Annotated in this window: 25 protein-coding genes; 12 read left to right on the forward strand and 13 right to left on the reverse strand. The window is 61.7% G+C overall.

The features are described 5' to 3' along the window. Positions 1-66 precede the first annotated feature (66 nt). From AB1E34_RS07315 to AB1E34_RS07360, 10 genes are all read left to right on the forward strand, one after another. A complete protein-coding gene (locus AB1E34_RS07315; protein ID WP_372571681.1) occupies positions 67-1,449 on the forward strand; it encodes a trypsin-like peptidase domain-containing protein in 1,383 nt (460 codons plus the stop codon). A gap of 3 nt (positions 1,450-1,452) precedes the next feature. Next, complete coding sequence (locus AB1E34_RS07320) at positions 1,453-2,766, forward strand: replication-associated recombination protein A (RefSeq protein ID WP_372571682.1); 1,314 nt, start codon at positions 1,453-1,455, stop codon at positions 2,764-2,766. A 31-nt stretch (positions 2,767-2,797) separates the two neighbouring features. Beyond that, on the forward strand, positions 2,798-3,178 hold the full coding sequence (gene crcB / locus AB1E34_RS07325; RefSeq protein ID WP_372571683.1) for a fluoride efflux transporter CrcB: 381 nt from the start codon (positions 2,798-2,800) through the stop codon (positions 3,176-3,178). Next, positions 3,175-4,218, forward strand: coding sequence for an RluA family pseudouridine synthase (locus AB1E34_RS07330; RefSeq protein ID WP_372571684.1), 1,044 nt, complete (start codon positions 3,175-3,177; stop codon positions 4,216-4,218). The genes crcB and AB1E34_RS07330 overlap by 4 nt, the downstream gene beginning before the upstream one ends. Next, positions 4,215-4,898, forward strand: a complete 684-nt coding sequence (locus AB1E34_RS07335; RefSeq protein ID WP_372571685.1) for an HAD-IA family hydrolase — start codon at positions 4,215-4,217, stop codon at positions 4,896-4,898. Before AB1E34_RS07330 ends, AB1E34_RS07335 begins: the two co-directional genes overlap by 4 nt. Next, positions 4,891-5,598 carry an ATP12 family chaperone protein gene (locus tag AB1E34_RS07340; RefSeq protein WP_372571686.1) on the forward strand — a complete coding sequence of 236 codons (708 nt, stop codon included), beginning with the start codon at positions 4,891-4,893 and terminating at the stop codon, positions 5,596-5,598. The genes AB1E34_RS07335 and AB1E34_RS07340 overlap by 8 nt, the downstream gene beginning before the upstream one ends. 207 nt (positions 5,599-5,805) lie before the next feature. Beyond that, positions 5,806-6,822: an amino acid ABC transporter substrate-binding protein gene (locus tag AB1E34_RS07345; protein WP_306202042.1), complete on the forward strand. Its 1,017-nt coding sequence runs from the start codon at positions 5,806-5,808 to the stop codon at positions 6,820-6,822. 130 nt (positions 6,823-6,952) lie between these two features. Beyond that, complete coding sequence (locus AB1E34_RS07350; RefSeq protein ID WP_372571687.1) at positions 6,953-8,221, forward strand: amino acid ABC transporter permease; 1,269 nt, start codon at positions 6,953-6,955, stop codon at positions 8,219-8,221. Between the two features lies 1 nt (position 8,222). Further along, on the forward strand, positions 8,223-9,527 hold the full coding sequence (locus AB1E34_RS07355) for an amino acid ABC transporter permease (protein ID WP_372571688.1): 1,305 nt from the start codon (positions 8,223-8,225) through the stop codon (positions 9,525-9,527). Between the two features lie 10 nt (positions 9,528-9,537). Beyond that, positions 9,538-10,329, forward strand: coding sequence for an amino acid ABC transporter ATP-binding protein (locus AB1E34_RS07360; RefSeq protein WP_306202036.1), 792 nt, complete (start codon positions 9,538-9,540; stop codon positions 10,327-10,329). Positions 10,330-10,384: 55 nt separating this feature from the next. Here AB1E34_RS07360 and AB1E34_RS07365 read toward each other — a convergent pair whose 3' ends face one another. The 10 genes from AB1E34_RS07365 to ttcA form a co-directional block, all read right to left on the reverse strand. Continuing rightward, entirely contained in the window at positions 10,385-10,882 is a 498-nt protein-coding gene (locus AB1E34_RS07365) for a SixA phosphatase family protein (RefSeq protein WP_372571689.1), read from the reverse strand. Beyond that, complete coding sequence (locus AB1E34_RS07370) at positions 10,879-11,541, reverse strand: ferredoxin (protein ID WP_372571690.1); 663 nt, start codon at positions 11,539-11,541, stop codon at positions 10,879-10,881. Before AB1E34_RS07370 ends, AB1E34_RS07365 begins: the two co-directional genes overlap by 4 nt. Continuing rightward, a complete protein-coding gene (gene argB / locus AB1E34_RS07375) occupies positions 11,541-12,404 on the reverse strand; it encodes an acetylglutamate kinase (protein WP_372571691.1) in 864 nt (287 codons plus the stop codon). Before argB ends, AB1E34_RS07370 begins: the two co-directional genes overlap by 1 nt. Before the next feature lie 105 nt (positions 12,405-12,509). Further along, positions 12,510-13,904: a PepSY-associated TM helix domain-containing protein gene (locus AB1E34_RS07380; protein ID WP_372571692.1), complete on the reverse strand. Its 1,395-nt coding sequence runs from the start codon at positions 13,902-13,904 to the stop codon at positions 12,510-12,512. Positions 13,905-13,980: 76 nt separating this feature from the next. After that, positions 13,981-14,340 carry a DUF2946 domain-containing protein gene (locus AB1E34_RS07385; protein WP_372571693.1) on the reverse strand — a complete coding sequence of 120 codons (360 nt, stop codon included), beginning with the start codon at positions 14,338-14,340 and terminating at the stop codon, positions 13,981-13,983. Continuing rightward, positions 14,337-14,990 carry a ribosome biogenesis GTP-binding protein YihA/YsxC gene (gene yihA / locus AB1E34_RS07390; RefSeq protein WP_372571694.1) on the reverse strand — a complete coding sequence of 218 codons (654 nt, stop codon included), beginning with the start codon at positions 14,988-14,990 and terminating at the stop codon, positions 14,337-14,339. Before yihA ends, AB1E34_RS07385 begins: the two co-directional genes overlap by 4 nt. Further along, positions 14,987-15,727 (reverse strand): MOSC domain-containing protein, encoded by a 741-nt coding sequence (locus tag AB1E34_RS07395; protein WP_372571695.1) that lies wholly within the window; start codon positions 15,725-15,727, stop codon positions 14,987-14,989. Before AB1E34_RS07395 ends, yihA begins: the two co-directional genes overlap by 4 nt. Continuing rightward, complete coding sequence (gene yidC, locus AB1E34_RS07400; protein WP_372571696.1) at positions 15,724-17,544, reverse strand: membrane protein insertase YidC; 1,821 nt, start codon at positions 17,542-17,544, stop codon at positions 15,724-15,726. The genes AB1E34_RS07395 and yidC overlap by 4 nt, the downstream gene beginning before the upstream one ends. Before the next feature lie 126 nt (positions 17,545-17,670). Further along, a complete protein-coding gene (locus AB1E34_RS07405) occupies positions 17,671-19,209 on the reverse strand; it encodes a putative bifunctional diguanylate cyclase/phosphodiesterase (RefSeq protein WP_372571697.1) in 1,539 nt (512 codons plus the stop codon). 64 nt (positions 19,210-19,273) lie between these two features. Further along, a complete protein-coding gene (gene ttcA / locus AB1E34_RS07410; RefSeq protein WP_372571698.1) occupies positions 19,274-20,143 on the reverse strand; it encodes a tRNA 2-thiocytidine(32) synthetase TtcA in 870 nt (289 codons plus the stop codon). 107 nt (positions 20,144-20,250) lie between these two features. On the opposite strand from ttcA, the gene AB1E34_RS07415 reads away from it, so the two are divergent. Continuing rightward, on the forward strand, positions 20,251-21,186 hold the full coding sequence (locus AB1E34_RS07415; RefSeq protein WP_372571699.1) for an alpha/beta fold hydrolase: 936 nt from the start codon (positions 20,251-20,253) through the stop codon (positions 21,184-21,186). 5 nt (positions 21,187-21,191) lie between these two features. On the opposite strand, the gene yidD is transcribed toward AB1E34_RS07415, so the two are convergent. The 3 genes from yidD to rpmH are packed head-to-tail and all read right to left on the reverse strand — an operon-like array spanning position 21,192 to position 22,001. Next, complete coding sequence (gene yidD, locus AB1E34_RS07420; protein ID WP_372571700.1) at positions 21,192-21,425, reverse strand: membrane protein insertion efficiency factor YidD; 234 nt, start codon at positions 21,423-21,425, stop codon at positions 21,192-21,194. Beyond that, the gene (rnpA, locus tag AB1E34_RS07425) at positions 21,422-21,841 is read right to left on the reverse strand and encodes a ribonuclease P protein component (RefSeq protein ID WP_372571701.1); all 420 of its coding nucleotides are present in this window, start codon (positions 21,839-21,841) and stop codon (positions 21,422-21,424) included. The genes yidD and rnpA overlap by 4 nt, the downstream gene beginning before the upstream one ends. A 25-nt stretch (positions 21,842-21,866) precedes the next feature. Then, entirely contained in the window at positions 21,867-22,001 is a 135-nt protein-coding gene (gene rpmH / locus AB1E34_RS07430; protein ID WP_005980833.1) for a 50S ribosomal protein L34, read from the reverse strand. Between the two features lie 288 nt (positions 22,002-22,289). On the opposite strand from rpmH, the gene AB1E34_RS07435 reads away from it, so the two are divergent. Continuing rightward, complete coding sequence (locus AB1E34_RS07435) at positions 22,290-23,021, forward strand: TVP38/TMEM64 family protein (RefSeq protein WP_372571714.1); 732 nt, start codon at positions 22,290-22,292, stop codon at positions 23,019-23,021. Positions 23,022-23,023: the final 2 nt, after the last annotated feature.

The raw sequence follows: 23,023 nt of genomic DNA on the forward strand, positions 1-23,023 counted from the left end.
GGGCGGCTTGCATTCCGACCACCCCCGTCGCATATCGCTGGAACGATGCACGATACGAGGTCAGGAATGCTACGCGCGCTGCTTACCGTTTTCTTGCTGGTCCCGGCCTCGCTGACGGTTGCCGAGACACGCGTTCCGGTGACGCAGGCCGAGATTTCGCTGGGCTTTGCCCCGGTGGTCAAACAGGCCGCCCCGGCTGTGGTCAACATCTATGCCAAGATCATCCGGCAGGGCCGCGCCAGCCCGCTGTTTTCCGATCCCTTCTTTCGTGACTTCTTTCAGGGCCGCGCCGCGCCGCGCAAGCGGGTCGAAAACTCGCTGGGCTCGGGCGTGATCCTGACCGGAGACGGATATGTGGTCTCGAATTATCACGTGGTTGGCATGGCGACCGAAATCCGGGTCGTCACCACTGACCGGCGCGAATTCGAGGCTGAGGTGGTTCTGGGCGACCGCGAAAGCGACATCGCCATCCTGAAACTGTCAAAGGCACAGGGGCTGCCCAGTCTCTCCTTGCGCGATTCCGATCAGGTCGAGGTCGGCGAACTGGCGCTGGCAATCGGCAACCCGTTTGGTGTGGGTCAGACCGTGAGCAGCGGTATCGTCTCGGGGCTGGCGCGTTCGGGCACGGCGACCGGCAATGCGCGGGGGTATTTCCTGCAGACCGACGCGCCGATCAATCCGGGCAATTCGGGCGGCGCGCTGGTGGACGTGAATGGCGATCTGATCGGCATCAACACCTCGATTCTGACCCGCTCTGGCGGCTCGAACGGCATCGGCTTTGCCATACCGGCCAATCTGGTGGCGGAATTCCTGCGCCAGGCGCAAGACGGCGCGACCGCGTTTCAGCAACCCTGGGCCGGGATGACCGGGCAACAGATGACCGCCGATATTGCCGAGTCGCTCGGGCTGCATCTGCCAACCGGGTTTGTCGTCTCGAATCTGCACGCGCTGAGCCCATTTGCAAAGGCGGGGTTCAAGCCCGGTGATGTCATCACCCACATGGATGGGCAGGAGGTCAACTCGCCGCCCGAGATGAAATTTCGCATGGCGGTGGCCGGGATCGGTGGTACCGCAAGGGTTACACGCTATCGCGCTGGGGTCTCGGAACAGGTCGATGTGGCGATGCATCCGGCCCCGGATGAGCCACCTGCGCAGGAAACCACACTGGACGAGCACACCGTGCTGCCCGGTCTAACCGTGGCGCGGGTCAATCCGGCGGTGATTGCGCGCATGGCGCTTTCGGTCTCGACCGAGGGGGTGGTGGTGCTTGACCCGGGGCAATATGGCAACCGCGCAGGCCTCCGGCGCGGCGACGTTATGGTCAGGATCAATGACCGCGATATCCGGCAGCCCTCAGATGTGGCACAGGCGCTGACCGATCCGGGCCGTTGGGTGCAGATGACGCTTGACCGACAAGGCCGCGCGGTGTCGCTGCGGTTCCGGCTTTAGCGCATGGCTGACCTGTTCGATACCGGTGCTGCCGCACCCGATCATGCACCGCCCCGGCCTCTGGCCGACCGGCTTCGGCCGCAGACGCTGAGCGAGGTGGTGGGGCAGGACCAGGTATTGGGTCCAGAGGCACCGCTGGGTGTGATGCTGGCCTCGGGCGCGCTGTCCAGCCTGATCCTCTGGGGGCCGCCCGGTGTGGGCAAAACCACCATCGCAAGGCTGCTGGCGCAGGAGACCGATCTGCATTTCGTGCAGATCAGCGCCATTTTCACCGGCGTGCCGGACCTGAAGAAAGTGTTCGAAGCCGCCAAGCTGCGGCGGCAGAACGGCAAGGGCACGCTGTTATTCGTCGACGAGATCCATCGTTTCAACAAGGCGCAGCAGGACGGGTTCCTGTCGCATATGGAGGACGGCACGATCCTATTGGTGGGCGCGACCACCGAAAACCCGTCCTTTGAGCTGAACGCGGCGCTGCTCAGCCGGGCGCAGGTGCTGGTGCTGGAACGGCTCGACGGCGCACAGCTTGAGCGGCTGATCGAACGGGCCGAACAGGATCTGGGTACCACGTTGCCTCTGGCCACAGAGGCGCGGCGCGCCCTGCTGGAAATGGCCGATGGTGATGGGCGCGCGCTGCTCAATCTGGTGGAACAGATCGCGGCCTGGCGTGTCGACGCGCCGCTCGACCCGGATGCGCTGTCGGCGCGTCTGATGCGGCGGGCGGCGAAATACGACAAGTCCGGGGATGAGCATTACAACCTGATCTCGGCGCTGCACAAATCGGTACGCGGGTCTGATCCCGATGCTGCTCTCTATTGGTTGGCGCGTATGCTGACAGGGGGCGAAGACCCGCGCTATCTGGCGCGCCGGATCACCCGCATGGCCGTCGAAGATATCGGTTTGGCTGACCCGCAGGCGCAGTCGATCTGCCTGCACGCCTGGGAGGTCTATGAACGGCTGGGCAGCCCCGAGGGCGAGCTGGCGTTGGCGCAGGCGGTGGTCTATCTGGCGCTCGCGCCGAAATCGAACGGGGCTTATGTGGGGTACAAGGCGGCGATGCGGCTGGCCAAGAAGACCGGCAGCGAACCGCCACCCAAGCACATTCTGAATGCGCCGACCTCGCTGATGAAGGATCAGGGATACGGCGCGGGCTATGACTATGACCATGACGCCGAAGACGGGTTTTCCGGGCAGAATTACTTTCCCGACGGGGTTGAGCGGCCGGAACTCTATCAGCCGGTCGAACGTGGCTTTGAGCGCGAGTTGAAAAAGCGGCTGGATTACTTCGCGAACCTGCGCGCGAAGCGCCGCGAAACTTGACATCCTCGCCCGTGCGCGCGACAGACCGCGCATGTTATCTTCGCTTGTTCATGTGGCCCTCGGTGGCGCAATCGGGGCTTCGCTGCGGTTCCTGACCGGCGTGGGCCTGTTTCGTGCCTTCGGCCCGCAGGAATTCCCTGTGGCGATCCTGCTGGTTAATGTCATCGGCTCGTTTGTGATGGGGTTTTTCGTGGTGACCGCAGCGCAGCGCGGGCTGACGCATCTGAACCCGTTCATCATGACCGGGATCATGGGCGGCTTCACCACCTTCTCCGCGTTTTCGCTGGAAGCGGTCTCACTTTATGAGCGGGGCGCGTTTGGTCACGCGGCGCTCTATGTGGCGCTGTCTGTTGGATTGTCGATCGGGGCGCTGATGCTTGGCCTCTACCTGGCACGAGGGATGTGGACATGAGCGGCGTTCAACTGATCACCGTGGGCGAAGACGAAGGCGACCAGCGGCTGGACCGCTGGCTGCGCCGGTTGTTTCCGCATGTCAGCCAGGGCCGCATCGAAAAGATGTGCCGCAAGGGCGAATTGCGGGTTGAGGGCGGCCGCGTCAAGGCCTCGACCCGGCTGGAGGTCGGCCAGAGCGTGCGGGTGCCGCCGCTGCCGGATGCCGATCACAAGCCCGCCGAAGTCAAACCGCGTATTTCTGACGCCGATGCCAAGATGATCCAGTCCTGCGTGATCTATCGTGACGATCACATCATGGCGCTGAACAAGCCGCCGGGCCTGCCGGTGCAGGGCGGCAGCGGCCAGACCCGGCATGTGGACGGGTTGGGCGAGGCGCTGAGGTTCGGCTATGATGAAAACCCGCGCCTTGTACACCGGCTTGACAAGGATACCTCGGGCGTTCTGTTGTTGGCGCGGACCCGTGAGGCCGCGAAATCCCTGACTGCCGCCTTCCGCCACCGCAACACGCGCAAGATTTACTGGGGTCTGGTCGCAGGCGTTCCGACCCCCTATCTGGGCGAAATCAAGGCCGGACTGGTCAAGGCGGGCGGGCATGGCCCCAAGGGAGAGGGCGAAAAGATGATCATCGTCCACCCCAGCGAGATCGCCGACACACCGGGCGCCAAGCGCGCGCATACGCTTTATGCTACCCTCTACCGCGTTGCAGGTCGTGCCGCCTGGGTTGCGATGGAGCCGCTCACCGGACGCACCCATCAGCTGCGCGCGCATATGTCCGGGATGGGGCATCCGATCATCGGGGACGGCAAATATGGCGGTTCAGGTCAGGAGAATCTGGGCGATGGCTGGGGCGCGCAATTGGGCGGCATCATCAGCAAGAAGCTGCACCTGCATGCGCGCCGACTCGCGTTCGAACATCCGGTGACACGCAAGCCGGTCTCGATCACCGCGCCGTTGCCCGAACATATGAAAGACAGCTGGGACACGCTGGGCTGGACCGAGGATCTGGCCGCGGATGACCCGTTTGAGGCGCTGCAATGAGCGCGCCGCTGCGCCTGATCCTGTTCGATGTGGATGGCACGCTGGTTGACAGTCAGGCTACTATCGTTGGCGCGATGCGCTCGGCCTTCAGCGCCGCCGGGTTGGAAACGCCCACGCGCCCGGCCTTGTTGTCCGGTGTCGGCCTGTCGCTGCCGGTGCTGATGAAGGCGTTGGCACCCGACGCGGATGAGAACACGCAGCACCGGCTCGTCAGCGGGTATAAAGAGGCCTATCACGATCTGCGCCTCACGCAGGGCGCGGCGCATTCTCCGCTCTATCCCGGCGCACGGGGTCTGCTGGAGCAGTTGAACGAGACGCCCGATGTTCTGCTTGGGGTCGCCACCGGTAAATCCAAGCGCGGCCTGGACGCGTTGATCGAGGCGCATGGGCTGGAGCGGATCTTCGTGACCCGGCAGGTGGCGGATCACCATCCATCAAAACCGCACCCGTCGATGATCGACACTGCGCGGGCCGAGATCGGCGTGTCGCGGGGTGATACGGTCATGATCGGTGATACCAGTTTTGACATGCAAATGGCCGAAGCCGCAGGCGTGGCCGGTATCGGGGTTACCTGGGGATATCATCACCGCGATGCGCTGGGATCGGCGCAGCACATGGTTGGAGATTTCGCTCAATTAGCGGGCGTGTTGAACAAATTCTGGACGGTGGATCATGAGTGAGTGGGCAGCCAAGCGGTTCTGGACGGGCAGCGCTGTGGTCGCGATGCAGGACGGTTTTCGTGTCGAGTTGGACGGGCGGGGCGTCAAAACACCGGCAAAGGCCCAGCTGATTCTGCCCACGCGCGCCATGGCCGACGCGGTGGCGCTGGAATGGGACGCGCAGGAAGGCCGTATCGATCCGATGTCGATGCCGGTCACACGGTCGGCCAATGCGGCTATCGACAAGGTGCGCATTCAACATGCCGAGGTCGCGGATATGCTGGCGGCTTATGGCGATACCGATCTTGTCTGCTATCGCGCGGCGCATCCCCAGGGGCTTGCCGACAGGCAAGCGCAAGCCTGGGACCCGGTGCTGGATTGGGCCGCTGACGCGCTCGCTGCCCGCCTGACCGCGCTGCAAGGCGTTGTTCACAGCCCGCAACCCGCCCAGGCGCTGGCCTCGCTGTCAGACCGCGTTCACGCGCTGGATGCGTTCCAACTGGCGGCGTTTCATGACCTTGTGAGCATTTCCGGCTCCTTGCTTCTGGGCTTTGCGGCGGCCATGGACTGGCGCGAAGCCGAAGAAATCTGGCACCTGTCGCGGATTGATGAGCGCTGGCAGGAAGAGCAGTGGGGCAGCGATGACGAGGCCACCGCACACGCAGAGATAAAGCGCAACGCGTTTTTGCACGCGAAACGCTTCTTCGACCTTTCAGCCTGAGATTACATGGCCGATCCGGTCGCCTGACCCAGGGGCAATCTGAGCCTGTGCGTATTTATTTCGGTGATCGAACCCTTGACGTTTATTGATGAATGCGCCCAAACTTGGCCCCACTGAAGGGGAGATCCCTTTTTCGGTATACGCTCCGGCTCAACTCAGGCCGGCGAGCCGTCCCGCAAGGGGGCGGAAAATCAGGAAGAGGTAAAAATGAAAAAAACCATATTTGTGGGCGCGGCCACTGTCGTCACTCTTGCAGCAGGTGCTGCAATGGCGGGGACTGCGGACGACGTCAAGGCGCGCGGAAAGCTGAACTGCGGTGTGACCACCGGGCTGGCTGGCTTTGCAGCGCCAGATGCCAATGGGGAATGGAAAGGTTTCGACGTGTCGATGTGCCGTGCGGTGGCAGCGGCGGTTCTGGGTGATCCCAATGCCGTCGAATTTGTGCCGACCACGGGCAAGACACGTTTCACCGCTCTGGCCTCGGGTGAAATCGACCTGCTGGCGCGTAACACCACCTGGACGTTCAGCCGCGATGTCGACCTGAAGTTCGAATTCATCGGGGTGAACTACTACGATGGTCAGGGCTTCATGGTTCCCAAGGAACTCGGCGTGTCCTCGGCCAAGGAACTGGACGGCGCGACCGTGTGCATCCAGACCGGTACGACCACGGAGCTGAACCTGGCGGATTTCTTCCGCACCAACAACATCAGCTACGAGCCGGTCCCGATCGAAACCAACGCCGAAGCGCAGCAGCAGTATCTGGCCGGTGCCTGTGACGTCTACACCACCGACGCGTCCGGTCTTGCTGCGACACGGGCATCCTTCGAAGATCCTTCGGCCCATATCCTGCTGCCCGAGATCATCTCGAAAGAGCCGCTCGGTCCGCTGGTGCGCCATGGCGACCACGAATGGGGCGACGTTGCCCGCTGGACGCTGAACGCGCTGATCTCGGCGGAAGAGCTGGGCGTGACCTCGGCGAATATCAACGACATCGCCTCCAGCACCGAAAACCCGGAAATCAAGCGTCTGCTGGGCACCGAAGGTACCTTGGGCGAGATGCTGGGTCTGGATGCCGAATGGGCACAGCGTGCGATCGCTGCCGGCGGCAACTATGGTGAAATCTTTGCGAAGAACATCGGCGAAGACACCCCGATCGGCCTGGCGCGCGGCCTGAACGCGCAATGGACCGATGGCGGCCTGCTCTACTCGCCGCCGTTCCGCTAAGAAGCCGCAAAAAAGGGCGCAGGACATCCTGCGCCCTTTTTCATTTTCACAAAAAACAAACCCGGTATTTGCGAGCGGGGGCAAACCCCGCCGATTTCAGCACCGGATTGTTACGGGGAAACCATAGGTCATGACGACACTCACTGACCCGCCGAAGGAGCATTTCCGGCTGTCCATGCTCCTTTATGATACGCGTTATCGGTCAGCCACGATCCAGGTCGTTGCGTTAATGGGCTTCATGCTGCTGGCGGCATGGCTGCTCAGCAACACGATCCAGAACCTCGAAGCGCTGGGCAAACCGGTCGAGTTCGGGTTCTTCAGCGAACCGGCAAGCTACGACATCAACCAACGGCTGCTGGAATATGATTCCCGCGACAGCCACCTGCGCGCTGCCTTCATCGGATTGCTCAATACGCTGGTTGTGGCTGTTCTGGGCTGTATTACAGCCACCATCGTGGGTGTTCTGGTTGGCGTGTTGCGCCTGTCATCGAACTGGCTGATCGCCAAGATCATGACCGTCTATGTCGAGATGTTCCGCAACGTGCCTGTCCTTCTTTGGATCGTGTTTGCGATGGCCATCCTGATCGAAAGCCTTCCGGCACCAAGGGCGTTCCGGGGCGACAACCCAACTGCGACGATGGACTTGTTCAATACGATCGCTGTCACCAATCGCGGTGTCTACATCCCCGAGGCGCTGTTCTCGCGCTCTCTGGGGGATATCCATTTCTTTGGCGAAAGCGCGATGCGCTTTGATGTGTCGCTTGATCTGATCGCGATCATTGTGGTTCTGGCAGGTAGCATCTTTGCCATGCGCAAGGTCACTGCCTGGGCAAACCAGACCCAGGAGCAGACCGGTGATCGGCCGAAGATCTGGCACATCCTACTGGGCCTTCTCTTTGTGCCGATGCTGATCCTGCTGATCGCGTTGGGCTTCCATCTTGGGTACCCCGAACTCAAAGGGTTCAACTTCACCGGTGGCACCCATCTGCGGAATTCACTGATCGCGCTCTGGCTGGCCCTGTCGCTTTATACGGCGGCCTTCATTGCCGAGATCGTACGCGGTGGCATCCTTGCTATCAGCCATGGCCAGACCGAGGCCGCAGCGGCGCTGGGGCTGCGTCAGGGACGGATCATGCGGTTGGTGATCCTGCCACAGGCGCTGCGGGTGATTATCCCGCCGATGATCTCGAACTATCTGAACCTGACTAAGAACTCATCCCTGGCCATTGCGGTCGGTTACATGGACATCACCGGCACGCTAGGCGGGATTACCATGAACCAGACCGGGCGCGAGCTGGAATGCGTTCTGCTGCTGATGCTGGTTTATCTTTGCATTTCGCTGAGCATTTCGGCGGTGATGAACTGGTACAACGAACGTGTCAAACTGGTGGAGCGGTGATATGAGCAATCAAAGTTTTGTCCGCACCGAAATGCTCCCGGAACAGGACCCGCCAGCCTCGACAGTTGGCGTGTTGGGATGGCTGCGCGAGAACCTTTTCTCGACCTGGATCAATTCGATCCTGACCGTCGTCTCACTTGTGTTCGTCTACTACGTGCTATCGAACATCCTGTCCTGGACCTTCCTGTCGGTCTGGAATGCCAACTCGCTCACCGAGTGTCGCGAGATCATGATGGCGACATGGGGCACCACACATGGGCACGCCTGCTGGGCCGTGATCAACGAGCGGTGGCAGCAGATGCTGTTCGGCTTCTATCCGCCCGAGCTCTACTGGCGTCCAATCCTGGCGCTTGTGCTGCTTCTCGTGGCACTGAGTCCGATTTTGTATGCCGAGAAGGTCTCGTCCAAACTGCTCTACCTGACAGCTGCCTATCCATTTCTGTTGGTCTGGCTGATGTGGGGCGGGTCAATCTGGGGTCCGCTTATGGCGGCTGCCGGGTTTGGCATCGGATACTTGGCATACCGGTTTCTGCTGCCCGTAGCAGGGGGCCTGACCGCGCTGATCGCTGCATTTCTACTGCCGGTGCTATGGTGGCTGTTCCTGGCTGGCCCGGTCGCAGGTGCAATCAATTCAGTTATCCCGATTGGAATCGCTTCGGTCGAAAGTCGGGAATTTGGCGGCTACATGCTGGCACTTCTGCTGGGCGTTGTTGCCATTGGCTGTTCGCTGCCGCTGGGCATCGTGCTGGCGCTGGGCCGTCAATCGGACCTGCTGATTGTCAAATACCTCTGCGTGGGCTTCATCGAGTTCATCCGGGGCGTACCACTGATCACGCTCCTGTTCGTGGCCTCGCTGCTGTTGAACCTGTTCCTGCCGCCGGGCACGAATTTCGACATCATTCTGCGGGTGATGATCATGATGACCCTGTTCTCGGCCGCCTATATGGCCGAGGTGATCCGGGGCGGCCTCGCCGCTTTGCCGCGTGGTCAGTATGAGGGGGCGGATTCGCTTGGCCTCAACTACTGGCAGGCACAGCGGCTGATCATCATGCCACAGGCTCTGAAGATCTCGATCCCCGGGATCGTGTCGACCTTTATCGGCATCTTCAAGGACACCACGCTGGTATCGATCATCGGCCTGTTCGATGTGATCGGCCTGTCCAGTGCGATCCGTGCCGACACGGCCTGGAACGGCATCTACTGGGAACTCTTCGCCTTTATCGGCTTCCTGTTCTTCGTGGTCTGCTTCGGCATGTCCCGTTACTCCATGTATCTGGAGCGTAAGCTCCAAACCGGCCATCGTTAAGGAGGGCCCAATGTCTGAACTTGCAATCGAACGCGAAATCGACCGCACCAAAATGCAGGTGAGCGACGAGGTCGCCATCGAAATCACCGGCATGAACAAGTGGTACGGGTCTTTCCATGTGCTGCGTGACATCAATCTGACCGTCAATCAGGGCGAGCGGATCGTGATCGCGGGGCCGTCGGGGTCCGGCAAATCCACCCTGATCCGCTGCCTGAACGCGCTGGAGGAACACCAGCAGGGCAAGATCGTGGTGGATGGCACGGAACTGTCCAACGACCTCAAGAACATCGACAAGATCCGCTCCGAGGTCGGGATGGTGTTCCAGCACTTCAACCTGTTCCCGCATCTGACCATTCTGGAAAACTGCACGCTGGCTCCGATCTGGGTGCGCAAGACGCCCCGCAAAGAGGCCGAAGAACGGGCGATGCACTTCCTGACGAAAGTGAAGATCCCCGAGCAGGCTGACAAGTATCCCGGCCAGCTTTCAGGCGGTCAGCAGCAGCGGGTGGCCATCGCGCGCTCGCTCTGCATGATGCCGCGGATCATGCTGTTTGATGAACCCACATCGGCGCTCGACCCGGAGATGATCAAAGAGGTGCTCGACACCATGATCGAACTGGCCGAGGAAGGCATGACCATGCTGTGCGTGACTCATGAGATGGGCTTCGCCCGTCAGGTCGCCAACCGCGTGATCTTCATGGATGCGGGTCAGATCGTGGAACAGAACGAACCCGAAGAGTTCTTCAACAACCCGCAGAGTGAGCGGACCAAGCTGTTCCTGAGCCAGATCCTCGGGCACTGAGTTGGGGTAGACACTTCTTGAACGTAAGACGAGGCGGGGTTTGGCCCCGCCTTTTCTATACCAGCAACTCGCGCGGGATGACGAAATCCAGAACTGTACCCTTCTGCCAGGTGACATCCGCCCATTCCTCCACCGGAAAGGCGATTACCGTGGTCGCGCAGGTGGGGTAGTCGAAGAACCGGTCATGGGGCGGCGAGGCCTTCACCACTTGTTCCGCGAAATGCGAGATACCGGGATTGTGGCCCAACATCAAAACGCAGTGCCCGGTCGCCTGGTTCAACGCGTGCATCATCCCCTGCGCGTCGGTGTGGTAGAGGTCGCGGGTAAAGACCGTTTGTGTGGCGGTTAGCCCCATGCGGTCCCAGGTTTCACGCGTGCGGATCGAATCCGAGCTGAGCACCGCATCGGGCAGATAGTGCTTGTCGGACAGCCAGCCCCCTATCGCCTTTGCCGACGCGCGTCCGCGCTTGTTGAGAGGGCGCGAATGATCGTCAAGGGCGGGATGGTCCCAGCTGGATTTCGCATGGCGGGTCAGGATGAGCGTGCGTGTCATGTGGGATGAAAAGCTCTCATATGCAGGGCGGATTGCGCGTCGGTGCGACCGGCTCCGGCGCTGACGGGGCAGGCGCGGCGTGCGGCGCATCCCTGGGTCATGCAGGCGGTGCCCGCCTCGGTGTCGAGAAAACCGTGACAGGCGGCCAGATCATAGGGCGCTTGCGCGCTCAGAGCGCCTACCGGACAGGCGGTCGTGCAGGGTGCCTCGCAGGTCGTGCAGGGTGCGGTGGACGGAGGGGCAGGAAGCGGTATTTCGTCGTCCAGATGCAGCGCGCCCCGGAACGAGATCATCAGCCCGACTGTATCATGCACCAACATCCCCACCGGGCTTTGCCAGCACCGCCCGGATTTCAGCGCCCAGTCTATGAATGGCTCATAAGGCGGCCCGCCGAAGGGAAAACTGCAAGCGACATCAAGCTGCCGCGCAAGCGCACCAACGACACGTTCTGACCAGCGGTCAACCGGATGCGGATCGCCGTCGCGATATTCTGTAGAGTTGGAGAAGACCCGCCAGAATGCAGGTCCCGCACCCAGCAGAACCAGTGTGCCCGTACCATGCTCGGGCCCGTAGACCTGCCTCGGGTGGAAAGCCCCCATCACGATCAGGCCGTGCTCGGCGGCCAGTGCTTCGATCCGGTGCAGCGCGGGTTGGTCCATCAATCCGGTCGGATCAGCGATCCGGCGCCGTGCTCGGTAAACAGTTCGAGCAGCACCGCGTTAGGTGCGCGGCCGTCCAGAATGACCACCGCCCGCACGCCATTGTGCAGCGCGTCCAAAGCGGTTTCGGTTTTGGGGATCATGCCACCCGCGATGGTGCCCTCGCGGGTCATCTCGCGAATCTGGCCCGCTTTCAGCTCGGTCACCACTTCGCCAGCGGCGTTCTTCACGCCGGATACATCTGTCAGTAACAGCAGCCGGTCGGCCTTGAGCGCCGAAGCGACCGCCCCGGCCGCCGTGTCGCCATTGACGTTAAAGGTTTCGCCCTCGGGGCCCGATCCCAGCGGCGCAATCACCGGGATCACGTCATTGGCGAACAGATCGCTCAGCAGTTTCGGGTTCATCCTGGCGGGCGTTCCCACATAGCCCAGCGAGGCATCGGTCTGCTCGCATTGCATCAGATGCGCGTCCTTGCCCGACAGGCCCACGGCCGTGCCGCCCTGAGCGTTGATCGCCTGCACGATGCGCTTGTTGACCACACCGGAGAGCACCATCTCGACCACTTCGACCGTTGCCTCATCGGTGACGCGCTTGCCGTTCACGAACTCGGACTGAATCTCCAGCTTGTCCAGCATCGCGTTGATCATCGGTCCGCCGCCATGCACCACAACCGGGTTCACACCCACATGGCGCAGCAGCACCACGTCGCGCGCAAAGCTTTCCATCGCCTCGTCGCTGCCCATGGCGTTGCCGCCCAGCTTGATCACGACGATGGCCCCGTCATAGCGCTGCAGATAGGGCAGAGCGCTGGACAGGGTGGCGGCGGTGGCAATCCAATCGCGGTTCATCTTCTGTTTCTTCATGGTAATGGTCCTTTGACCCCCTGTTAGGAGGTTTCACCAAAACTGCCAAGACCGGATGGGACAAAACACGCCGCGCCACCGCAAAGGGCGGCGCGGCGCACGTGTTCAGCTCAGCGCGCGTTTCATCGCCGGGATGTTGCTCAGCACCAGCAGATCGAATGCAAGCACAGCCAACAGGGTCAACCCGACCAGCGGGAAGGCCATCGAGGTAAGCAACCCGATAAACACCGCGCCTTTCCAGAAGGGCAGTTCTGCTGGTGCCGGCGGCGCGGCCAGACGGCCTGCGCGCGAGGGGCGCCGCTTGACCCACATGACAATGCCCGAGACGCAGATAAAGATCACCGAGAGGCAGAACGCCACGTTCAGCACAAAGTTCCAGGTGCCCATCAGCCCCATGTGAAATGGCACGCTGACGGCCATGCTCTTGCCCATCAGCGAATAATCCTCGAACCGCACATCGGCGAGAATCTTGCCGGTATATTGGTCCACATGAATGGTGCGGTCCACCATCGGGTCGGTCGAATCCCCGCTCATGCTGTCGCGGTTGAGGGTCCAGACACCCGTTTCACCACCGGGATAGGCAACACGGAACCGGTTTTCCATGCCCAGCGACAGGCCAAGCGCGACGACGGTATCGATGGTCACGGCAGCACCGGCGGGAACGCCATCTGCGCCCACATCAGAGCCGGAGGCGGGCATCGGTGTCTGTTCCAGCGCCCAGGGCACGTCGTTCTGATTACCGTGGTTCATGCTGGCATGGGTGTCATCAGAGAGCGGAACATTGTCCCACTTCTCGGCGGGAAAGCTGCTCCAGGCCTGCACCAGCATACCGCCCCAGACACCGGCCCAGGACAGGCCGGAGATCAGGAACACCACCAGCAGAAGCGATATCCAGAACCCGACCACCGCATGCAGCGATTTCCACAGCGCGCGGCCGCGTGCCTTGAGGTTCGGGACAAAGGCAGCAAGCGCATTGCCGCGCGGCCACCACAGATAGAGCCCGGTCAGCACCAGAACCAGCGCCAGCCCGGCGGCGATCTCGATCAGCCGATCGCCGGTATCGCCGATCAGCAGGGTCGAGTGGATGTTGTCGGCCAGATCGTACCATCCGGCACGGCGGTCCCAAGTTTCGATCACCGTTCCCGTATAAGGATCGACCGCCACCATCAGTTGACCCGCATCGGTCTTGACCCGGAAAACGGTGGCCAGATCGTCCGCCTTGGGGCCGATCCATTCCACGACGCGGCCCGGCACCTGTGCCAACGCGGTCTCAGCCTGTTCTGAGACGGCGAGCGCCTCACCCTGAACCGTGACCGCGATCTTCTCGCCATCGCGCCCGTCGAATTGGGTGATAAACATCATCATCAGGCCGGTCACCGCCAGCGTGATGAGGAAGGGGATCACAAATATCCCCGCGTAGAAGTGCCATCGCCATGCGGCGAAATAGAATTTTTGCGCAAGTGTGCCTTGGCCGCTTTCGGCCGTATTGGGGGTGTCCATCGCCATGTCTCTTTCGATATCAAACGGCCCGCATCACCGTGCGGTGCGGGGCTTTCAGAAGGTTTCGTTTCGGATATCAGAGAAAGCGGGGCGGCCCCCTGGCATCGTAGCGCGCGTAGAATCCGGCGCTGCGATGGGTGAAATCGGCGTGGCTCCAACGCTCGGTCTGCGTTGAGGCCAGCAGAAGCACCGGACGGGTGTCCGGCAACAGTTCGGCGGAGTGCAGCGCGCCATAGGCGCAGGGCATCCGTTCGTCGGTCTCGTCATGCAGCGGGTCGCTATCGTCGAGATCAACCCAGCGCTCGACCGTCCCGTCACCGACGCACAGCACCAGCAACATCTTGTCGCCACTGCCCGCAGGCATCCAGCCCTGCGGAATGAAGCTGCTCAGCGCGAGCGCGATCAGGGTCAGGCATATGACCAGCCGCAGCTTCATTCCAGCGTGGCGATGATCGACCGCAGAACCGGAATGCCATCGCCCTTTTCGGACGAGGTCAAAACGATTTCCGGGTAGGCGGCAGGGTGTTTCGCCAGGGCGGCGCGGACTTGGTCCAGCACGCGTTCGCGTTCCTTTGCCTTGACCTTGTCGGCCTTGGTCAGCACGCATTGAAAGGTCACGGCACTGGTATCCAGCAGCTTCATGATCTCGGCATCGACCGGTTTGACGCCATGGCGCGCATCGATCAGCACAAAAGCGCGGCGCAGGGTCTGGCGACCGCTGAGATATTGTTTCAGCAGGCGCTGCCACTTCTCGACCACCGGCAGCGGTGCATTGGCATAGCCATAGCCCGGGAGGTCCACGAGATAGAGGTCCGGCCCTTGCGTGAAAAAGTTGATCTCTTGCGTGCGGCCCGGGGTGTTCGAGGCGCGCGCCAGCCCCTTGGTGCCGGTCAGCGCGTTGATCAGGCTGGACTTGCCCACATTCGAGCGCCCGGCAAAACAGACCTCGATCCGGTTGGCGGGCGGCAGACCGGACATTGCAACCACGCCTTTCACGAATTCCGATTCGCCAGCGAACAGCTTGCGCCCACGCTCCTGCGTCTGCGGGTCCGGCTCATCCGCCAAGGGGAAGGGAAGCGAGTTCATAGCAGCTCCAACCTGTCGCCGACGCGCACCTGCCCGCCCTGGATGACTTCGGCTTTGACGCTGAAGTCCTTGTGGCCCCAGTTCTGTTCCAGTGCGCCCAGCGTATCGGCGTCGCGCTGGCCGGTCTCGGGGTTAGCCGTTGTGGCCAGACACCGCGTTGTGCGTTCGCGCACCTGCAGGATCGCTTCGCCGATTTTGACCTGCTTGCCGATCCAGTCGAACTCGGCCCAGTCGGGAAATCCATCGAACCAGATATTGCCGCGCCAGCGGTGGATCGACAGATTCCGGCCCAGCTTTTGTTCCACCGCGCGGTGGGTCGCCATGTTGCACAACGTAAGAGAGGGCCAACTGCTGTCGGTCATGCCAACGCCGGGCACCCGGATGATGCGGGCAGGCGCGGCGCGGCCCTCGGGCATCAGCGGTCTCACCCAGTCCAGAAACGGGGCCTCGTCGGTTTCGGGGTCAAAGCGCAGGTCGGGCCGGTCGGGATGCATCAGGACCAGCCTGTCGCCCTCTGTACGGGCCGAGATCGCCATCAATTGTGGTGACCCGGCGGCGCGAGTGAAATTCCCGCATTTGACCCATTCGGTGCTGTCGACTTTGGCGGCCTCATGGGCAACCGCCCAAACACGGTCGCCGGGCAGACATTGCCCGGCGATCAGAGCCACCTCATCCAAAGCCTCGCGGCCATGCGCCTTGATCGGGTGCCGCCAGAGGCTTTGGATTGTTGCCGTCACTTCTCGTCAGCCTTGGGTTTGCGTTTGAAGCCGGATTTGATGTTGCCAAACACATCCGGTTTGTAGCCCTGGCTGCGCATGATCGCGTATTGCTGGGTGAAAGTGATGGTGTTGTTGGCGATCCAGTAAACCACCAGCCCGCTGGCAAAGCTGCCCAGCATGAACATGAACACCCAAGGCATCCAGGCAAAGATCATCGCCTGCGTGGGATCGGTGGGCGCCGGGTTCAGCTTCTGCTGCAGCCACATGGAAATACCCAGGAGCAGTGGCAGGATACCGATGAAGATCAGCGCCATGATCGTGTCTGGTTGCGGCCCGGCCCAAGGCAGCCAGCCAAAGAAGTTGTAGATCGAGGTCGGATCCGGCGCGCTCAGGTCGCGGAACGGGCCGAACCAGGGGGCCTGCCGCAATTCGATGGTGACGAAGATCACCTTGTAGAGCGAGAAGAAGATCGGGATCTGCATCAGGATCGGCAGACAGCCCGCCGCCGGGTTCACCTTTTCCTTCTTGTAGAGCTCCATCATGCCCTGCTGCATCTTCTGGCGGTCATCGCCAGCAGCCTCTTTCAGGGCCTCCATCTGCGGCTGCAATTCCTTCATCTTGGCCATCGAGACGTAGGATTTGTAGGCCAGCGGGAACAGGATCGCCTTGATGATCAGGGTCAGGCCGATGATCGACCAGCCCATGTTGCCGATCAGAGCGTTGATGTTGTGCAGCAGCCAGAAGATCGGCTTGGTCAGGAAAAAGAACCAGCCCCAGTCAATGCTGTCGATGAATTTCAGCACGCCTTCGCGCTGATATTCGCGGATGGTTTCCCATTCCTTGGCACCGGCAAAAAGCTGGGTCTGCACTTCGGCGGTCTCGCCCGGAGCCACGGTCAGTGTCGGCAGCACGGTTTCGGTCTGATAGATCTTGCGGCGGTCGTCATATTTGGCGGCGGCCTTGAACGCGCTGCCTGGTTCCGGGATCAGCGTCGTCATCCAGTAGTGATCGGTAAAGCCGATCCAGCCATCCTGCTGAACCTGGAACACCTCGGCTTGCGCGCGTTCATTCGGTTCGACCGGAAAATCGCGCATGTCGGAATAGTCGATCTCAGCCAGGCTGCCATCAGCCATGCCGATGGCACCCTCATGCAGGATGAAGAAATTCTTGAGCCCGGGCAGGTCCGCGTCCTCACCCGTGCCGTGACGTGCGAGGACGCCATAGGGGGCCAGCTTGACCTCGGCACCGGTGGTGTTTTCGACCGATTGCGTGACGGTGAACATATAGTTGTCATCAATCGCGATGGTGCGTTTGAAGGTCAGGCCATTGCCATTGTCCCAGCTCAGGGTGATCGGGCTGTCGGGGCTCAGCACCTCGCCCTCGGCAAGCTGCCAGTCTGTGGCCGCGCCCGGAACCTGATCGGCGGCAAGGCCAGCGCCCGGGGCCCAGCCATAAAGCGCGTAATAGGCCGATTCCGAGCCGGAAGGGGACAGCAGCTCGACGACATCCGCATCGGGTTGCAGCGAGACACGGTAGTCTTTCAGCGACAGCTCATCGATCCGGCCCCCCTTGAGCGAGACCGAGCCGGACAGGCGCGGGGTGTCGATGTCGATTCGAGGGGCCTCGGGCGATTCAGGTTCGGCCACAACCTCGGTGTTGATCGCGCCGGTATCTGCGGCGGTCGGTGCGGCCGCAACGTCGCTTTCCGGGGCGCTGAGAGTCGTCTCTTCGGTTGGGGCGGTCTGCTCGGGGGGCGGAAACACCACGAGCCAGACGAGGATCACCAGAAAACTGAGCGCCGTTGCGAGAATGAGGTTCTTGTTCTGATCGTCCATCGGGGACCGCCACCATATGCAGGAAAAGTCACCGGTGGGTTCAACAGAGTGCAGCACCAAAGGTCAAGCGGAATCGCCCGGAAACCGCGGTCTGCGCGGTCAAATCGCAACGGCAGATCGGTCGGGTCAGCCGGTTTTGCGGCTGATCCGCGGCGCGTCCTGCACTTTGGCCTCATGGGCCGAGATCCAGTCCAGTGTCTGGTCGAAGGGCATCGGTCGGCCGATGCCGAAGCCCTGCACATGGTCGCAGCCCAGCTGCGCCAGCAGCGCGTGTTCGCCGACGGTCTCGACACCTTCGGCCAGCGTTTCCAGTTCCAGACGCTCGGCCATGGTCAGGATGGCCCCGATCATGCGTTGCTGTTCAGGGTCGCGATCGGCTTTTGCGACAAAAGAGCGGTCGATCTTGATCCGGGTGATCGCGAACCGGCGGATGGCCGCGATCGAGGCATGGCCGGTGCCGAAATCATCCAGGTCGATCTTGCAGCCCAACTGTCCCAGACCGGCGATGTTGCGGGTGACCGTATCATCGGCCGTATCCGTGAACACGTTTTCCAACACCTCGACGGCCAACCGGTCGGCGGTCAGACCAAAGCGGTCCAGCTCCCACCGGATGCGTTCGACAAGTGCGGGATTCCGAAGTTCTTCTGCAGTGAAATTCACGCCAACGCTCGGAACCCGGACATCGGCGCTGTCCCAGGCCTTGAGCGCGGTCAGCGAGTGGTAGAGCATGACCTGCCCCAGACGATCCAAAAGCCCCGCCTGTGCAATCAGGGGCAGGAACACGTCCGTGCCCAGATTGCCACGCAGCGGGTGCGACCACCGCGCAAGCGCCTCGAACCCTACGACATGTCCGGTCTCGGTCGAGATTTGTGGCTGAAACCAGGGCTGGATCTGGCCGTTATCCAGTGCTGATCCGATCTCGTCGCGCAGCGGTTTGGTGCCGCGACGTCGGCGCGTCTGTGGCGAGAAGGCCCGGATCGCGGATGGTCCGGCCTGCTGCGCCTCTTCCAGGGCCAGATCGGCTGCGGCGAGCCAGTCTTTGGCGCTGTCGCCATCGAACCGGCTGAACTGACAGAACCCGATGGAACAACTGACATAGACGGTTGATCCATCCAGCGAGATCGGGTTTTCCACCGCCTCCTGCAGGCGTTCTGCCAGTTGGATCGAGAGTTCCAGATCAAGATGCGGCACCGGCGCGAGGCAGATCGCAAAGCGGTTGTCACCCATACGCGCCACAATATCCTTGTCACGCAGCACGGATCGAACCCGTTCGCCGCATCGCTGCACAATGTGATCGGCTGCCCCCTGACCCAGCCGGCTGACATGATCGGTGTAATCGTCAAGCTCGACCAGAAAACATGCTGATTTCTGGCCATTCCTGGCCGTCTCGGCGCAGACATCTTCGGTGGCGGTGAGAAAGCTGTCCTGCAGCAGCAGCCCGGTGACGGTATCGCGGGTTCCGCGCCCCTCGACCGGCCATTTGCCCAGAGCACCGGCAAACGCAAACAGAAGCGGCAGCCCCAATGCCGTCAGCAACAGCGCGGTTTCGCCCCAAAGCCAGAAGGCGCCCAATGTGATCGCTGGCAAAAAGGCCAGCACCGGAGGCCCGGTCAGAACCGGCACGATCCGATCTTTCAGGCGGGTCGATAACGAACTGATCTGCATCGGTTTTCCAGGGCCTTTTGCATTTGCGTCTGCCCGAGCTTAGAAAACCAGTCTGAGCGATGTGTTAACGCAATTGCGGAATTTCAGGCGAATCTGGATCAATTTCGCCTTTGGACAGGCTCAATCCCATAAAATCGAACAGTTTTGGGTCCAATAGATGCGAGGGACGCGCATTCATCAGCGCCCGGAACATCACCTGCCTGCGGCCTGGCGCGTTCTTTTCCCATTGATCGAGAATCTGTTTGACCTGCTGGCGCTGCAGCCCGTCCTGACTGCCGCACAGATCGCAGGGGATGATGGGGTAGTTCATCGCGGTGGCAAATTTCTCGCAATCGGCCTCGGCCACATGGGCCAGCGGGCGATAGAGGAACAGATCGCCTTCTTCGTTCACCAGTTTCGGCGGCATCGTGGCCAGCCGCCCGCCGTGAAAGAGGTTCATGAAGAAGGTTTCCAAAATGTCGTCGCGGTGATGCCCCAGCACCACGGCTGAACACCCTTCCTCGCGCGCGATGCGATAGAGATTGCCGCGCCGCAGTCGCGAACAGAGCGCGCAGAAGGTCCGACCCTGCGGGATCTTGTCCATCACGACGGAATAGGTGTCCTGATACTCGATCCGGTGCGGCACGCCCATCCGCTCAAGAAACTCCGGCAGCACGGTTGCAGGGAAGCCCGGCTGCCCCTGATCCAGATTGCAGGCCAACAACTCGACCGGCAGCAGGCCGCGCCATTGCAGCTCGTGCAGGACCGCCAGCAGCGTATAGCTGTCCTTGCCGCCAGACAGGCAGACCAGCCATTTCGCACCACGCTCAACCATACCGTATTGTTCGATCGCTTCGCGGGTATGGCGCACGATCCGCTTGCGCAGCTTCTTGAACTCGGTGGTCGAGGGCGCCCCGGCGAATAGGGGATGGATATCGCTGTCATCGTCCAGCATTGCGGCTCTCCTCAGGCTTGCGGGCATATGCCATGGAAGCGCCGCGCTGCAAAGACCCGAGATCGGTGTTATGCTGGGCAAGCATTGTATTTCGAGAGGTTTGAGCCATGGACTATTTCTTTTCCGTCCGCGCCCGCAGCGGTGATCATTATTCCAACAGGCTGGGTGGCGCGCGCTATCTGGCTATTCCGCCCGGTGTCGGGCAACCCGCTCGACAGCACGAACTGCCGGTCTCGCAATGGGTCAGCCGAGTTCAGGACGAGGCCGGAGCCAGTGATGACGAGAACGGCCATATCGTGGTCTTTGTGCATGGGTTCAACACCGAGCAGTTCGAGATGCTGGAACGCCACCGCAAGATTCGCGCCGGGCTGGAGGCGCAGGGATTTACCGGGGTGGTTCTCAGCTTCGACTGGCCAAGTGACGGATCGGTGCTGGGTTATAACTCGGACCGGGCGGATGCGCGCCGCTCTGCGGATAAGCTGTTTATCCACGGCATCAATCGGCTGTCGCGGATGCAGACGCCGGATTGCCGCTACAATATCCATGTGCTGGCCCATTCCATGGGGACCTTTCTGGTGCGTGAGGCGATGGATTACGCAGATGATGACCATGCCACCGCGCAGACCAGTTGGACCACCAGCCAGATCGCCTTTGTGGCGGCGGATGTGTCGTCGAAATCCTTCACCGACGGCAATCCCAAGACGTCATCCCTGATGCGCAGATGCTCACGGCTGACCTGTTACTACAGCCCGTTTGACGAGATTCTCTCGGTCTCCGAGATCAAGCGGGTTGGCGTGTCACGTCGGCTGGGCCGGGTAGGGATGCCAGCGGATCATCACGAAAAGGCGGTGAACCTCTATTGTGGATCATTCTTCAAAGAGACCCGCGGCGACTATGATGACGGCAAATCAGCGAGCCATAGCTGGTATTTTGACGCCCCGCGCTTTTACGAGGATCTTCACCATACCCTGTTGGGCAGGCTGGACCGAGAGGTGATTCCGACCCGGGCGCGCACCACGCAGGGTAATCTCGGGCTGTTCTGAGCGGATCAGTTCTTCTTGTCGTCCGGCACCGGGTCGTACCCATCGCCACCCAGTGGATGGCAGCGCGCGATTCGTTTTGCTGTCATCCAAGCGCCCTTTATGGCCCCGTGCTTTTCAAGCGCCTCTAGCGCATAGGCCGAGCAGGTGGGCTGATAGCGGCAGTTGAACCCAACCCAAGGGCTGAAGATCAGGCGATAGAGCCGGACCGGAAGGGCCACGATATGGGCAAACAGGGTCATGGCGTGCCTGCATGCAGCTTGCGTAACGCATAGCGCAGGTCCTGCAACAACAGCTCGAAGGGTCGGTTCGCGGTGACATCGCGCCGTCCGATCAGAACGTAGTCCCATCCGGACTTGCCCTGTTCGGGCAGCACGTTGCGCGCCGCCTCGCGCAGCCGCCGCTTGGCACGGTTGCGGGCCACGGCATTGCCGACCTTTTTCGAACAGGTAAAGCCCACGCGTATGCCGACCGCCTCATCCGCCTCGCGTTTGCGGGCCTGTACCATCATCGAGGCGGTGCCCTGTCGCCGCGCGCGCGCCGCTTTCAGAAAGTCAGCGCGTTTGCATAACACGCTGACGGGCACGCAAACGGACACCGCCGGAGGGCTGTTCCCTTGGCTGGTCGAACCATCCATGGGGGCCTCCGGCGGTGTCATAATCAATGTGCGGTGTCGTTGAGCCTTACGCGCTCAGCGACTTGCGGCCGCGGGCGCGGCGGGCATTCAGGATTTTGCGGCCGGCCTTGGTGGCCATGCGCGCGCGGAACCCGTGGCGGCGTTTGCGAACCAGGTTCGAAGGCTGATAGGTGCGTTTCATCGCTCCGTCTCCAATCTCTTGCGGTCGGGCGCGGCGCGGAATCGCCTCCCGGTCTGTTATTCGAAGCCCGTCCTTTACGGCCCCTTCCCGGGTAAGTCAAACCCTCGAAAGCGTCTTTTGCAACAAAATGGCCCCGATCCGGCGGGAAAGGTTTCAATCCGGGCTCAATACGTGGCGTTATCTCACATTTGGCGGGCAAAACTTCAACGCGTTGTGAAGCATCTGTTTCTGACCGCCCAAGCGGCGCATGTTGGGGGCAACATGAAATCCGACAAAAAGCTGAAAGCCATGAGTGACACATCAGACATGCCGCGCCGCGGGCTGGCACGGCACATTCCCTTATTGGTCATCCTCAGCGTCGCCGCCATTGGGGCCGTGACTCTGGGCGATTACCTGAGTTTTGAAGCCCTGCGCGACAATCGAGAGGTCCTGCTGGCCTTTCGCGATGGCAACTATCTGACCATGGCCGCCGCTTTTGTCGGTCTCTACGTGCTGATTGTGGCGTTCTCGCTGCCCGGTGCGGCGGTGGCCTCGATGACGGGCGGGTTCCTGTTTGGTCTGGGCATGGGCACCGGGCTGAACGTCGTGTCGGCCACCATCGGAGCCACGGCGATCTTTCTGGCCGCGCGCTGGGGGCTGGGGGCCACATTGACAGCCAAGCTCGATTCCTCGGAAGGGACGATCAAAAAGCTGCGTGACGGCCTGCGCGAGAACGAGATTTCGGTGCTGTTCCTGCTGCGACTGGTGCCTGCGGTGCCGTTTTTTGTGGCCAATCTGGTCCCAGCGTTGGTTGGCGTGAAGCTGCGGAGCTTTGTGATGACCACGGCGCTGGGCATCATTCCGGGCGCAATCGTGTTCACCTGGATCGGCGTTGGTCTGGGCGGCGTGTTCGACCGGGGCGAGACACCGGATCTGTCGCTGCTGTGGGAACCCTTTATCATTGGCCCGATTCTGGGCCTCTGTGTGCTGGCCGCGTTGCCCATCGCCATTCGCGCCTTGCGCGGCAAGAAAGAGATCTGAGC

The organism is Ruegeria jejuensis, assembly GCF_041537905.1.
Lineage (GTDB): Bacteria > Pseudomonadota > Alphaproteobacteria > Rhodobacterales > Rhodobacteraceae > Ruegeria_C.

Coding starts and splice junctions, on each gene's coding strand:
- AB1E34_RS07345 (WP_306202042.1), top strand. CDS start 5,806: ATGAAAAAAACCATATTTGTGGGCGCGGCCACTGTCGTCACTCTTGCA.
- AB1E34_RS07330 (WP_372571684.1), top strand. CDS start 3,175: ATGAGCGGCGTTCAACTGATCACCGTGGGCGAAGACGAAGGCGACCAG.
- AB1E34_RS07380 (WP_372571692.1), bottom strand. CDS start 13,904: ATGGACACCCCCAATACGGCCGAAAGCGGCCAAGGCACACTTGCGCAA.
- AB1E34_RS07350 (WP_372571687.1), top strand. CDS start 6,953: ATGACGACACTCACTGACCCGCCGAAGGAGCATTTCCGGCTGTCCATG.
- AB1E34_RS07365 (WP_372571689.1), bottom strand. CDS start 10,882: ATGACACGCACGCTCATCCTGACCCGCCATGCGAAATCCAGCTGGGAC.
- AB1E34_RS07435 (WP_372571714.1), top strand. CDS start 22,290: ATGAGTGACACATCAGACATGCCGCGCCGCGGGCTGGCACGGCACATT.
- crcB (WP_372571683.1), top strand. CDS start 2,798: ATGTTATCTTCGCTTGTTCATGTGGCCCTCGGTGGCGCAATCGGGGCT.
- AB1E34_RS07340 (WP_372571686.1), top strand. CDS start 4,891: ATGAGTGAGTGGGCAGCCAAGCGGTTCTGGACGGGCAGCGCTGTGGTC.
- yihA (WP_372571694.1), bottom strand. CDS start 14,990: ATGAACTCGCTTCCCTTCCCCTTGGCGGATGAGCCGGACCCGCAGACG.
- AB1E34_RS07320 (WP_372571682.1), top strand. CDS start 1,453: ATGGCTGACCTGTTCGATACCGGTGCTGCCGCACCCGATCATGCACCG.
- AB1E34_RS07315 (WP_372571681.1), top strand. CDS start 67: ATGCTACGCGCGCTGCTTACCGTTTTCTTGCTGGTCCCGGCCTCGCTG.
- rnpA (WP_372571701.1), bottom strand. CDS start 21,841: ATGACACCGCCGGAGGCCCCCATGGATGGTTCGACCAGCCAAGGGAAC.
- ttcA (WP_372571698.1), bottom strand. CDS start 20,143: ATGCTGGACGATGACAGCGATATCCATCCCCTATTCGCCGGGGCGCCC.
- AB1E34_RS07415 (WP_372571699.1), top strand. CDS start 20,251: ATGGACTATTTCTTTTCCGTCCGCGCCCGCAGCGGTGATCATTATTCC.
- AB1E34_RS07405 (WP_372571697.1), bottom strand. CDS start 19,209: ATGCAGATCAGTTCGTTATCGACCCGCCTGAAAGATCGGATCGTGCCG.
- yidC (WP_372571696.1), bottom strand. CDS start 17,544: ATGGACGATCAGAACAAGAACCTCATTCTCGCAACGGCGCTCAGTTTT.
- argB (WP_372571691.1), bottom strand. CDS start 12,404: ATGAAGAAACAGAAGATGAACCGCGATTGGATTGCCACCGCCGCCACC.
- yidD (WP_372571700.1), bottom strand. CDS start 21,425: ATGACCCTGTTTGCCCATATCGTGGCCCTTCCGGTCCGGCTCTATCGC.
- rpmH (WP_005980833.1), bottom strand. CDS start 22,001: ATGAAACGCACCTATCAGCCTTCGAACCTGGTTCGCAAACGCCGCCAC.
- AB1E34_RS07355 (WP_372571688.1), top strand. CDS start 8,223: ATGAGCAATCAAAGTTTTGTCCGCACCGAAATGCTCCCGGAACAGGAC.
- AB1E34_RS07335 (WP_372571685.1), top strand. CDS start 4,215: ATGAGCGCGCCGCTGCGCCTGATCCTGTTCGATGTGGATGGCACGCTG.
- AB1E34_RS07360 (WP_306202036.1), top strand. CDS start 9,538: ATGTCTGAACTTGCAATCGAACGCGAAATCGACCGCACCAAAATGCAG.
- AB1E34_RS07385 (WP_372571693.1), bottom strand. CDS start 14,340: ATGAAGCTGCGGCTGGTCATATGCCTGACCCTGATCGCGCTCGCGCTG.
- AB1E34_RS07370 (WP_372571690.1), bottom strand. CDS start 11,541: ATGGACCAACCCGCGCTGCACCGGATCGAAGCACTGGCCGCCGAGCAC.